At 58.7% G+C, this 12372-nt stretch carries 11 protein-coding genes and 1 tRNA gene; 9 read left to right on the forward strand and 3 right to left on the reverse strand.

Annotated features, from left to right (window positions below; genetic code table 11):
• The first annotated feature begins 10 nt into the window (after window positions 1–10).
• Complete coding sequence (locus ACX3OZ_RS15650; protein WP_459096827.1) at window positions 11–823, forward strand: glycosyltransferase family 32 protein; 813 nt, start codon at window positions 11–13, stop codon at window positions 821–823.
• On the opposite strand, the gene ACX3OZ_RS15655 is transcribed toward ACX3OZ_RS15650, so the two are convergent.
• Window positions 814–1437, reverse strand: coding sequence for a MarR family winged helix-turn-helix transcriptional regulator (locus ACX3OZ_RS15655; protein ID WP_459096826.1), 624 nt, complete (start codon window positions 1435–1437; stop codon window positions 814–816). The two genes, ACX3OZ_RS15650 and ACX3OZ_RS15655, sit on opposite strands and share 10 nt — an antisense overlap.
• A gap of 138 nt (window positions 1438–1575) precedes the next feature.
• Between ACX3OZ_RS15655 and ACX3OZ_RS15660 the strand changes: the two genes are divergently transcribed.
• The 3 genes from ACX3OZ_RS15660 (at window position 1576) to ACX3OZ_RS15670 (ending at window position 6186) form a co-directional block, all read left to right on the forward strand.
• Window positions 1576–3138: an MDR family MFS transporter gene (locus ACX3OZ_RS15660; protein WP_459096825.1), complete on the forward strand. Its 1563-nt coding sequence runs from the start codon at window positions 1576–1578 to the stop codon at window positions 3136–3138.
• Between the two features lie 304 nt (window positions 3139–3442).
• Window positions 3443–4042 carry a hypothetical protein gene (locus ACX3OZ_RS15665; RefSeq protein WP_459096824.1) on the forward strand — a complete coding sequence of 200 codons (600 nt, stop codon included), beginning with the start codon at window positions 3443–3445 and terminating at the stop codon, window positions 4040–4042.
• 50 nt (window positions 4043–4092) lie between these two features.
• Window positions 4093–6186: a molybdopterin-containing oxidoreductase family protein gene (locus tag ACX3OZ_RS15670; RefSeq protein ID WP_459096823.1), complete on the forward strand. Its 2094-nt coding sequence runs from the start codon at window positions 4093–4095 to the stop codon at window positions 6184–6186.
• Here the strand turns inward: ACX3OZ_RS15670 and ACX3OZ_RS15675 are convergent, their stop codons facing one another.
• A complete protein-coding gene (locus tag ACX3OZ_RS15675) occupies window positions 6187–6954 on the reverse strand; it encodes a sulfite exporter TauE/SafE family protein (protein ID WP_459104847.1) in 768 nt (255 codons plus the stop codon).
• Between the two features lie 318 nt (window positions 6955–7272).
• Here ACX3OZ_RS15675 and ACX3OZ_RS15680 point away from each other — a divergent pair, with 318 nt between their 5' ends.
• Both ACX3OZ_RS15680 and ACX3OZ_RS15685 read left to right on the forward strand, forming a co-directional pair.
• Window positions 7273–7713, forward strand: coding sequence for a glyoxalase superfamily protein (locus ACX3OZ_RS15680; protein ID WP_459096821.1), 441 nt, complete (start codon window positions 7273–7275; stop codon window positions 7711–7713).
• 105 nt (window positions 7714–7818) lie between these two features.
• The gene (locus ACX3OZ_RS15685) at window positions 7819–8517 is read left to right on the forward strand and encodes a glutathione S-transferase family protein (RefSeq protein ID WP_459104848.1); all 699 of its coding nucleotides are present in this window, start codon (window positions 7819–7821) and stop codon (window positions 8515–8517) included.
• Here ACX3OZ_RS15685 and ACX3OZ_RS15690 read toward each other — a convergent pair.
• Entirely contained in the window at window positions 8461–8745 is a 285-nt protein-coding gene (locus tag ACX3OZ_RS15690; protein WP_459104849.1) for a hypothetical protein, read from the reverse strand. The genes ACX3OZ_RS15685 and ACX3OZ_RS15690 overlap by 57 nt on opposite strands.
• A 344-nt stretch (window positions 8746–9089) precedes the next feature.
• Here ACX3OZ_RS15690 and ACX3OZ_RS15695 point away from each other — a divergent pair.
• From ACX3OZ_RS15695 to drt3b, 3 genes are all read left to right on the forward strand, one after another.
• A tRNA-Ser gene (locus tag ACX3OZ_RS15695) sits at window positions 9090–9180 on the forward strand.
• A 237-nt stretch (window positions 9181–9417) separates the two neighbouring features.
• Window positions 9418–10662: an antiviral reverse transcriptase Drt3a gene (gene drt3a, locus ACX3OZ_RS15700; protein WP_459104850.1), complete on the forward strand. Its 1245-nt coding sequence runs from the start codon at window positions 9418–9420 to the stop codon at window positions 10660–10662.
• Entirely contained in the window at window positions 10655–12334 is a 1680-nt protein-coding gene (gene drt3b, locus ACX3OZ_RS15705; protein WP_459104851.1) for an antiviral reverse transcriptase Drt3b, read from the forward strand. Before drt3a ends, drt3b begins: the two co-directional genes overlap by 8 nt.
• Window positions 12335–12372: the final 38 nt, after the last annotated feature.

The following is a 12372-nucleotide window of genomic DNA, read 5'->3' on the forward strand; positions in this document are numbered from 1 at the left end:
TCAGCTAACGATGACCACGCTGCCGACCATTGTGAGCTTCTGGCACGGGCCGATGAGCTGGCTCGAAGCCTTGTCCATCGCCTCCTTCGTGCGGCAGGGCCATCGGGTGGAGGTTTATTCCTTCGATCCGGTGGCTGGCCTGCCGGCCAGCGCCATCGCCCGCGACGCGGCCGACGTGCTGCCGCGCGACAAGCTGGTGTTCTACAAGGGCAAGGGCACGCCCGGCGTGTTTTCGGACTATTTCCGCATGATGGCGCTCCGGCAGAACCGGGGCGTCTATGCCGATCTCGACGTCTATTGCGTCCGTCCCATCGAGGGTCCGCCCGACTATCTGATGGCCTATGAGCGCCCCGGCTCGATCAATGGCGCGGTGTTGCACATCCCTGCCGATGCGCCGCTATTGGCCGATCTGCTGTCGATTTTCACCGATACCAAGCGGCCATTGCTGGAGCCGCATCTGCCGCCGTTCCGCCGTATCGAAGTCGCGGTCCGGCGCCTGTTCGGCGAAAAAATCGCCCCCGAAGACATGCAATATGGCGCCACCGGCCCGATGGCGCTGACCCATTATATGCACCGTCATGGCCTGGTGGATGCGGTCCTGCCGAGCACCGTGCTCTATCCCATTCCCTATGAGGGCATTCCGGCGCTGATGGAGCCCGGCTCCAGCGTTGACGCGGCGATCCGTCCGGAAACCCTCGCCATCCACCTGTGGCGCAGCCAACTCACCCGCCGCGGCCGCGCCGGCCTGCCGCAACCGGCACCGGGCAGCGCCATGGCCGAACTTTGCGCCCGCGAGGGCGTCGATCCCGCCGCCTATCCCTGAGCCGTTTCGGCCTGTTTGCGGCTGGCGGCGATGCCCTTGGCAAGGAGCGCAATATCGTCAGCAAATTTGACCACGCCAACTTCGGTATGGGCCGACCAGTCGCCGAATTTGCGCAGCAGCGGCACGAAGCTGTCGACCTCGTCCTTCGTCCAGCCGGACAGGAAATCCCCCAGGATCAGGAATTTATAGGCCCGCACCGCTTCGATGATGGCGGCGCCGGCATCGGTCAGCTCGATAATGGTCCGGCGGGCGTCGGCTTGGCTTACGGCGCGCCTTGCATAGCCGGCGTCGACCATTTCGCTCACCACGCGACTGGCGCGCGACGGATCGATGCCCAACCGCTCGGCGACCGTCGCCACCATGGTCTCGCCGGCACCGCTGTCGCCAAACTGGTTCTCCGGCGCCTCAATGGCCACCAGCACGTCAAATTGCGCCAGATCCATATCGATCTTGAGGTCGATCAGCGCCCGGTGCCCCAGCTCGCGCGCCCGGGCGCGGCGGCGCCAGGTCTGCATCAGCGCATCGATGCCGATCACCGCGTCAACGGTGGCCTGCTCGATGCCGGCCTTGCGCAGCAGGGCATTCATATCGGTTTTGCCACCAGAATGGGGCATGGCTGTCCTCGTGGTTTTGCATGATAATGGCAATTGCATGCTATTGACATGTATTTGCTGCGGGCAGATATATTCCGCAACAACTCATCCCGCAAGAGGGCGCGACTCCCTGCGTCATTGCGGTCAAAGGATCGCCTAATGTCCCAAGCTGCACAATCTGCCGAAGCGCCGCCAGCGCAGTCGGTAGGCCTGATCATCGGCGCTGTCGCCGTCACCCTGTTACTGGCCTCGCTGGGCCAGACCATCGTCTCGACAGCACTGCCCAGCATCGTCAGCGAATTGGGTGGCCTCGATCACCTGACCTGGGTGGTCATCGCCTATCTGCTCAGCTCCACCGTGGTGGCGCCGATTTATGGCAAGCTTGGCGACCTGTTCGGTCGCAAGATCGTGCTGCAGGCAGCCATCGTCATCTTCCTCGGCGGCGCTATCCTCTCCGCCATGGCAACCTCGATGACCTTCCTGATCATCGCCCGCGCCGTGCAGGGCCTTGGCGGTGGCGGTCTGATGGTGGTCGCCATGACTGTGGTGGCCGACGTCATTCCTCCGCGTCAACGTGGCAAGATTCAGGGCATTTTTGGCGCCGTGTTCGGTGTCTCGACCATTGTCGGGCCGCTGCTCGGCGGCTTCATCGTCGAAAAGCTGAGCTGGCAGTGGATTTTCATCATCAACCTGCCGCTGGGCCTGCTGGCGCTGGCCGTCATTGGCTTTGCCCTTGAATCGCGCACCGAGCGCGTCTCGCACAAGATCGACTATATGGGCTTCGTGCTGCTCACCACGGCGCTGTCGGCCTTCGTGCTGGCCACCAGCCTGGGCGGCAACACTTTCCCTTGGTTCTCGGTGCAGATCATCGGTCTGATCGTGGCGTCCTTCGCGGCGCTCGGAGCCTTTATCTGGGTCGAATCCCGCGCCGCCGAGCCCGTGCTGCCGCTGCAGCTGTTTTCCAACAACACCTTCCTGGTCACCAATTCCATCGGCTTTCTGGTTGGCATGGCCATGTTTGGCTCCATCACCTTCCTGCCGCTCTATCTGCAGATCGCCAAGGGCGTCTCGCCGACCAATTCGGCGTTGCAGCTGCTGCCGATGATGGTGGGGCTGATTGGCTCCTCGACGCTGTCCGGCTTCTTCATGAGCAAGACCGGCCGCTACAAGATTCTGCCGACCCTGGCGACGGCGACGCTGTTTGTCGGCCTGCTGCTGCTGGGCGTCATGCAGCTGTCGACGCCTGACTGGCAGATCGCGCTCTATATGTTCATCGTCGGCCTGGGCATCGGCCCGGTCAACAGCGTCAGCGTCACTGCCACCCAGAATGCGGTGCCGCAGGCTCTCGTCGGCGTCGCCACCGCCGGCAGCACGCTGTTCCGCCAGATCGGCGGCTCCATCGGCGTGTCGGTGTTCGGCGCCATCTTCAGCAGCAGTCTGGCCAGCCGCTTGGGTGACACCATGCCGGCGGGCGGCGGGGCCTTCAACGCCCAGGCGATTCAGGCTTTGCCCGAGGGCGTACGCACACAGGTGCTCGAAGGCTTTGCAGCGGCATTGCATCCGGTGTTCCTCACCGCTGCCGGTGCCGCCGTGCTCGCTTTCGCGCTGTCCTTCCTGCTCAAGGAAATCCCGCTGGCCACCACGCTGCGCAAGGAACCCGAGGCCGAGATTGACGGCGGAGAGAATGGCGCTGCTGCCGCTGCCGGCGCGCCGGCCTCCTGAACCACAAGCCATCAACTTAGCGGCGCGCTCAATGCGGGCCGTTTTTTATTGGCTATTGCAACATATTTTCAATCACTTAGACCGGCGTTCAGACTCAAAGTCCCAGCGCCTTGATTCAACCTCTCAGCCGCCGCACCTGTGGCAAAAAGGTTGGTATTCGCCATGAACCGCAGCCGCTCGCCGATTTGTTAATGGCCAAATCAGTGAGCTTTGCTAGATTCAAATCATAGGAATGCCGAACTCGCGTCGCCGGCCCCAATCACATTGGAGAGCAATAGTGCCCTTGCGCTGGCAGGAAGTGGCTATGCCACTACTCGTGATCGTTTCGCTGATCGTCCTCAAATATATGCCTGCTACTGCTGGCCTGCCGCTGGCCCGGGCCGCAGGGGTCGTAGCCTTCGGCTATGCCGCCTTTCTGGCGCTGCGTCTGGTGCAGAGCGAGGAGGCCATCCATGTCGATGGCTGGTCCGAGCTTCGCCCCTCGATGATGGAATATTTCGCCTGCTACGGCGCTGCTGCGCTGGCGGTGGTGCTGATGTCCGCCATCATTGTCGTCGGTGGCACCCGGCATGTCGCGGCCGCCCAGATGGTGGCGACGTTCATCGCCTCAATCCTGTTGGGGGCAGGGGCCTTCGGTATCGGCCTGACCGGCCTGTTCACCAAGGTGCGCTGGAACAATACCGTGCTCGAACATCGCAGCGCCTTCGGGCGGGAAACCCAGCTCGCCTGGTCCGATGTGCGTTCGGTGCATCCCACCTGGCGCGGCGTCACCATCGCCACCCATGATGCGCGGCGCGTTACCTTCTCGCAGTTCCATTCCGGCGCCGCCCAATTGGCCATCCACGCCACCAACCGCGCCCGCCGCAATGCCGAGACGGCCACCCGCGCTTTTGCCACGCTCTGAGCCTCACCAATTTATTTGAGCGCCGCCCGGCGCTCAGATAGATTGCGGGCATGAACCAGCCCGTCGCCATCCGCACCGCCCGCTCAGTCTGCCCGCATGATTGTCCATCGGCCTGTGCGCTGGATGTGGAGCTCATCGACGCCCACACCATTGGCCGGGTGCGTGGCGCCAAGGAGGATCCCTATACCGCCGGCGTCATCTGCGAAAAAGTCGCCCGCTATGCCGAGCGGGTGCATCATCCCGACCGGCTGACGCGTCCCTTGCGCCGCAGCGGCCCCAAGGGCAGCGGCCAGTTTACCCCCATCTCCTGGGATGAAGCGCTCGACGAGATCGCTGCCCGCTTTACCCAGATCGAAGCCGAACACGGCGCCGAATCCATCTGGCCGTATTTTTATGCTGGCACCATGGGCCACGTGCAGCGTGACGGCCTCGGGCGGCTGCGCGCCGCCATGGGCTATTCCCGCCAGTATGAAACCATCTGCGTCGGCAGCTCCTGGCCCGGCTTCATCGCCGGCACGGGCTTGCTGGGCGGCGTCAATCCCGAACAGATGGCCGAAAGCGATTGCGTGGTCATCTGGGGCACCAACGCCGTCCACACCCAGGTCAATGTGATGACCCACGCCATGCGCGCCCGCAAGGAGCGCAAGGCCAAGATCGTGGTCATCGACATCTACGAAACCGCCACCATGGCGCAGGCCGATATGGGGCTCATTCTGCGGCCCGGCACCGATGGCGCGCTGGCCGTTGCCGTCATGCATGTCCTGCTGCGCGACCAATTGGCCGACCGCGCCTATATGGCCCGCAACACCGATTTCAGCCCTGAATTCGAGGCTCACCTCGCAACTCGGACGCCCGAATGGGCCGCCGCCATCACCGGCCTCACCGTCGAACAGATCACCGCCTTCGCCCACCTCGTCGGCACCACGCCACGCAGCTATTTCCGCCTCGGCTACGGCTTCACCCGCCAGCTCAACGGCTCCACCGCCATGCATGCCGCGCTCTGCATCCCGGCGATGACCGGCGCCTGGCAACATCGCGGCGGCGGCGCCTTCCATTCCAATTCAGGCACCTGGAAGCTCGACAAATCCGCCATTACCGGCGCAGCGCTGCAAAAGGGTGATCCGCGCTGGCTCGACATGTCCGAGATCGGCCCCATCCTTACCGGCGACGCCAAGGCGCTCAAGGGCGGCGGTCCGGTCAAGGCCATGCTGATCCAGAACACCAATCCGGCCTCGGTCGCCCCCGATCAGGCCCTGACCAATCAGGGCTTTGCCCGCGAGGACCTGTTTCTCGTGGTCCACGAGCAGTTCATGACCGAAACCGCCGAATTCGCCGATATCGTCCTGCCGGCAACCATGTTCCTCGAGCACAATGATTATTACACCCGTGGCGGCCACACCCGCGTGCTCTACGGCCCGGCGCTGATCCCGCCGCCCGGCGAGGCTCGCTCCAATCACGAAGTCATCAACGCGCTGGCCCTGCGGCTCGGCCTCGATGACGATTGTTTCCGCAGCATCGACCGCGACGTCGTCGCCGAAACCTTCCGCCGCTCCAATTATGGCGACCTCGACGAAATCGAAAAGACCGGCTTTGTCGACCGCGAGCGCCCCGACGCCGCCGCCCGCTTTGCCGATGGTTTCGACTGGCCCGACAAACGCTTCCGCTTCGCCCCGGATTGGGAGGGCGCTCGCATCAAGAAGGACTATCAATGGATGTGCGATCCGGCCGAGATGCCGCGCTTCGCCGACCATTGGGCCATCAATGAGCCCACCGACGCCGAACACCCGTTCCGCCTCGCCACCAGTCCGGCGCGGGCCTTTCTCAATTCCAGCTTTAACGAAACCCCCGGCAGCCAGAAGCGCGAGGGCGTGCCCTCGGTGTTCATCCATCCCGATGATGCGGCGGCTCTGGGCGTCACTGACGGCATGTTCGTCACCGTCGGCAACCGACGCGGCTCAGTTGATCTCACCGCCCGCGTTCGCACCGGCCTGCCCACCGGCGTGCTCATCGCCGAGGGCCTGCACCAGAACAAATCGCATCGCGGTGGCCGGGGTATCAATACCCTGACCACCTCCAAGCCAGCCCGCCCCTTCGGCGGCGCAGCATTCCACGACGCGGCGGTCTGGATCAGGAAAGCGGACTAGCTAGGCATATGCCGTCCAGAAGAAATACCCCGTCATCGCCACGCCATAGATGATCACGGCAATCCGGATCCACTGCGCCGGGATGAAATGCGCATTCCTGGCCGCCAGATAGCCGCCGATTACCACCCCGGCCAGTGCGATCGAGCCGTGATACCAGTCGATCGACCCGCTGACCGCAAACCGCGCCACCGCCACCAGCGCCACCACCGCCGACACATAGAGCTTGAGCCCGTTCATCGCGTGAATGTCTGTCAGGCCGGCCGTGGCCAGGAATGCCAGCAGCAAAATGCCGAGACCGGCGTTGAAGAACCCGCCGTAAACGCAGACGCCAGCTAGGAAAATCATAAGCAGGACGCTGCCCAGCATCTTCATGCCGCGACCACCACCGCTACGCGAAGCGACAAAACCGTTGATCTGATTGCCGAAGATGAACAGCAGCACCGCAAACGCCATCAGCCACGGCACCACCAGGTTGAACAACTCGTCCGACACCACCAGCAGCAGTTCGGCGCCGACATAGCCGAAGATCGCCGACATGATGCCATAGAGCACCAGCCGATCCTTGTATTTCACCATGGCGTGCCAATAGCCGACAGCGCCGCTGGCATAGCCGGGCAGGGCGGCATAGGTGTTCGACGCATTGGCGATCACCGGCGGCACGCCGACGAACAGCAGCGCCGGAAACACGATGAACGAGCCGCCGCCCGCCAGCGAATTGACCGCGCCACCCACCAGGCCGGCAAGCAACAGGAACAGCGTTTCAAGCATGGAGACAGCCCTCATAGAGGGCTCAGTCCCTCGCTTCGTTACTATGTCCCATACCCCGCATTGCCGCGCCCGCCCAACAGATTTGTCTGATCGAAGCATCACCGCGATTGATCGCAGGTCAGCCATGAGATTGACAAAACCGCGCTCGGGGATCATATCCGGCTCAGGTCGCTGGCACCCGCCGCTCGCCGGAAGCAATTCCGATGGTGAAGTCCAGCCCCGAGCATGAGAACGAACCCAGGTTCATCTTTGCGAGGCGTAGCATGGCAATGCGGGCTCCCATGGCACAGTCGCCTCATCGCAAATGAGAGGACTATCATGTCGTTTTCACTCGACACCCCATCGGCCCAGACGCTGAAATCCGAAGCCAAGGCGCTGCGCCAGCTGAAGGCCGACGCCGGCGAAATCCTGTCCCATGGCGCTGCCCTTGAAGCGGTCGCCAAGGCACACGGCTATCGCGATTGGAACACCGCCCGCGCCGCCTTGCCGGACCGTGTGGCCGTGCCGTTCCAGGTCGGCGCCCGCGTTACCGGCCTCTATCTCGATCAGCCCTTTACCGGCATGCTGATCGGCGTGCAGTTGCTCAGCGACATGCAGCACATGACCGTGACGGTGAATTTTGACGAGCCCGTCAATGTTACACCCACTTTCATGTTCGCCGCCTATCGCCACCGTGTTGTCGCCACCATCGATAGTCACGGCGTTTCGTCGGCGCTGCGCGGCAATGGCAATCCACAGATGATTCTGCGGCGCGCTTGAGCGTGGCCCAATTTTGGAAGGCAGGGGAGCGTCGCGCTACCTTGCCTTTCATCGTAAGGCACCGATATAGGTGGGAGACTTCCCATTCTTATGACGGAACCGGCAATGACCACCCAGACCAAGCCGATCGAGGCCTATTCCCTGCCCACCCCCAACGGGCAGAAAGTCCACATCATGCTCGAAGAGCTGGGGGTGCCGTGGACCTATCACCGCATCGATATCGGCAAGGGCGATCAGTTCAAGCCCGAATTCCTGGCGATTTCGCCCAATAACAAGATCCCGGCCATCGTCGATCCCGAAGGTCCCGGCGGCGCGCCGATCTCGATCTTCGAATCAGGCGCGATTCTGAAATATCTCGGCCTGAAATTCGGCCAGCTTTACCCGACCGACCCGCGCCAGCAGGTCAAAGTCGATGAATGGCTGTTTTGGCAGGTCGGCGGTTTCGGCCCCATGCTGGGCCAGAACAACCACTTCAACGTCTATGCGCCCGAAAAAATCCCCTACGCCATGAAGCGCTACAGCGATGAGACTCACCGCCTGTTCCGCGTGCTGAACACTCAGCTCGAAGGCCGCGACTATATCGCCGGCGATTATTCCATCGCCGATATCGCCTCCATTGGCTGGGCCCAGTCCTGGGAGCGCTATGGCATCACCAGGGACGAGTTCCCCAATGTCCTGGCCTGGATTGACCGCATGAACGCCCGCCCGGGCGTCGCCAAGGGCCTGCTTGTCGGCAAGGAGGCGCCATCAGCTGATCTGTCCCAGGACAAGGACGCGCAAAAGATGCTGTTCAACCAGCGCTGATCCCACCTTGCAAGACCGGGTTCGGAAGCCTCCGAACCCGGTCTTGCTGCCGACGCTTGTGACCACCGGCATGGGCTGAATTTTGCCGGCGAGCCAAGCTACCAACCAGCACGCCCCATAGAGACCCACGCCGACAAAGACGAAATATCCACCCAGGGTAAAAATATAGATGCCGACCAGCGCCATGGCCACGGCGAGTCCGTAAAGCAGCCAACGACCGATCCGCATTCGCTACCTCGTATTTTTGGACAAACTCCGCCCGCCATTTGAGCGGGTTTTTCCTTTGCCAGCAATGACATCCCGATGGCGCTTTCGCAAAACCACCCGAACGCGGCACTGTTTGATGGCGGCCTGGAGCAGCCCCCACGAATCCTCAATGCTGTCGGCTATGATCTGGCCCGGAACAGGCGAGAAACATGCTGTACGGGTTTTGTACGCAGCCTCCTACGCGTCGTTCGTTTGTTCCGGCAAAGTTCCCTGCGGACCTGCGCGGATGATTTTTCGGGGAAAATGCCGAGACTGCGAAATAGACCTTGAACGCAAGGCGCTTGACCGGTATCCACCCCCCTGACGGAGAGGTGGCCGAGTGGCCGAAGGCACGCCCCTGCTAAGGGCGCAGACCTCTAAAGGGTCTCGTGGGTTCGAATCCCATCCTCTCCGCCACTTCTATTTTATTGTTGTAAATCAATGAGATAGAGGCTGGATGTTTCCTGCCGTAACCTGTTTGTACCCACTGCCAAACAGCCCAAAAATTCAGACGACCTCCTCGACTCATCCCAATATCAGGCGTCATGCCGTACCTACTCCATGGGGTACGCCTGTCCAGCGACGCGCGCGGTGTCGAAAGGACAATTGATATGCTACGCTTAACCCTGAGAGCAGGGGGGCATCGTATTCTGAATGTACGACACAAGTTATCGTGCCGAATCTCTTAGGAGAGAGGTCCAGAGGTACGACAGGCGTCTACATCCCGCCCTTTCAGATCCTGCCCAGCTTGAGCGAGCGATCTATTTGGCGTGTAGAGTCTGTGAAGAGGGTTTTGAACATGCCGGCTTCACGACACATATTGTCAAAGGGAAGCCTGTCTATCAGTTTTCAGATTTCCAGTATGACATTGTCCTAAGAAAAACTAATAGAAATATCCGATCCGCTACCAATGTTAGGCAGGCGGACCGCAACACCACGATTAAAAGAGTAACATCTCTTCTATCCGAAGGGGTTCCTCATAAGATTTATAAAATGGACATTAAGTCTTTTTATGAATCTATCGACATAGATGGTGTTTCTAGTCTTGTTCATGAGGATAGAAGGATTGGCAGGCAAACGTCTGCCATTGCCCATATGTTTCTGCGGCATTGCGAGCTGTCAGGGGTTGAGGGCGTTCCGCGCGGTATAGGTCTAAGCTCAACCTTGGCTGAGCTGACAATGCAAGAATTTGATGCCTTTGCGAAACGTCAGCCGGAGGTCTATTTTTACTCCCGCTATGTCGACGACATTCTAATCATTACGAGCGGTACAGAAGAGCAGGGCGAGTTCATTTCTCGTCTCGAAATTAAACTTCCTTCTGGTCTGCATCTAAACCCAGATAAGACCGATGTTATTCCGCTCGAAAGGCGAGATGCTGTTAAAAATCCGGGAAAAGCAGGATGCTTCGATTTTCTTGGATATCATGTAGAGGTGTCGCACCCACGAGACGCCATTGGCAATAAAATTGACCGAAGTGTTCGGCTGGACCTGTCGGACAGAAAGAAAAATAGAACAAAAAGCAGGCTGGTCAAAGCTCTTCTAGAGCACACGCACACACTTAGATTTAGCGATTTAGAGCAGCGTTTTCAGATTATAACGGGTAACTTCAACATAGTGGACTATGAGAAGAAACTCAAAAGAAACGTAGGGATATTTTGCAATTACCGGCAGATAAACATCGAAAAATCTCAAGCGTTACCTGATTTGGATAGGTTTATTGCGGGTGTGCTCAGTGGAAAGGCGGGGCGAACATCGGCTTTGGTGTCTGCCTCTCTAACAGTAGAGCAGCGCAGAAAGCTGCTAAAATATAGTCTTGTGAAAAATTTTAGAGACCGTCGATTTTACCACCTCTCAGGCGAGAGAATAGCCGAACTGCGGAAGTGCTGGTCCTATGCCTAGAAAGCGAAAAATCCAGTCTACGTTTGATCGTAACGATCTCTACCGGGCGCTTATTACAGACACGGCACCGGGCGATGCGCCTCTAGTTTACTCAAATGACGGATTTCGTTCAAACATGCTCCGGCTGGCTAGCATGCCCGCCGATGTCCGAAAGTTGGTAGATGTCACTATTATTGACGGGGATGTGCCGTACACGGTGCCCTTTCGGTACAAAATTTCTCACAAAGAGGGCAGGCTGCGCCAGCTTAGTCTGGTCCATCCCAGCTCCCAAGTTAGGGCCGCTGAGTTTTATAACAGATACGACCATCTGATAACGTACTATGCTTCAAGAAGCCCATACTCGATCCGTTTCCCAAGCAAAGTAGCAAGTACGTTTTTCTATCAGTCTCCCATCGCAGATTTGAATAAATTCAAAAAAGCAGATGTGATTCAGGATGAAATTGATGGTCTAGTGAGGAACCCATCTTCATATTTTGCCTATGGAGGCTATGTCAGGTTTCACAAATTCTTTGCTTCAGAGGAATACATTGATCTGGAGAAGAGATTTTCTTTTATGTCGATGCTCGACGTGAGTAAATGCTTCAGTAGCATATACACTCATACCATCACATGGGCGGTAAAAGATCTGGAGCACGGCAAGGATAATAACAGGGCGATTTCATTCGGGAATGATTTTGACCGGCTTATGCAGAAAATGAACTACAACGAGACCAACGGGATAGTGGTTGGTTCTGAAGTTAGTCGTGTATGCGCAGAAATAGTTCTGCAATCCGTAGATTCCCGGCTTCACAGTCGATTGCACCAGAAAAATCTATTGAATGGCGTTGATTATTCAATAAAGAGATATGTTGACGACTACATAGTCTTCTCTAATTCGGAGGCCCGTAGCTTCCAGATAGAGCGCTTGCTGGCAGATGAGCTGGAGAAGATAAATCTTCACCTGAACGAGGAAAAGGCAGAGAGGCTTAAACGCCCCTTTCAAACTAAGATGTCCGCCGTTAGTGACTGGACGAGCAGAGCAATTGAACGTTTTTGGCTCCAACACACCGTGAGGCTAGGAGATAAAGCGCAATACTCTATCTGCTCTCCTCGGGGTCTGAGCAGGCGGGCAGCCGGTAACTTCGTGAGAGAGATCAAGACCCTCTGCCATGAGAGTGGGGCGGAATATGGTCATGTGTCTTCTATAATAATATCGGCGATGGAGAGCCGAATTCAGAGGGTGATTGATAGTGTAGATAAGTTGAATATTGTAGATGAGTTTGCCCTTGAGGATCAGTATAAGCTAATTTGCGCTCTCCTCGACATAATGTACTTTTTCTATAGCGTTCATCCAACGGTGGCTTCGTCCTACAAGGTCGCAAAAGCCACCATACTATGTACCCGCTTCGTGCGCTCTCGACTTTTGGAGTACCTTTCAACTTACTCAGAGTTTGTACTCAATCTGGCCCTATCTTTCTTTGATAGGCCATTTGGCGGAACAGACATCTACGAAAAGCACGTTCCAATTGAGCAGTTAAATATCCTGCTTGCCGTGTCGGAGCTCCAAGATCGCTATCTAGAGAGGTTGCGGCCCACTATGGAGCGTTGTCAACGGCGGAGTAAAATCCGGCCATTAGGCGGAGCAAGACCAGGCCACCTTTGGCGCGCGCATGAGACCGCCGGGAGGGCATAGCCCGAGCGGGGGTCTCATGTGCGCGTGCGATTTTTGAG

It is taken from the genome of Devosia sp. A369 (genome assembly GCF_054489345.1).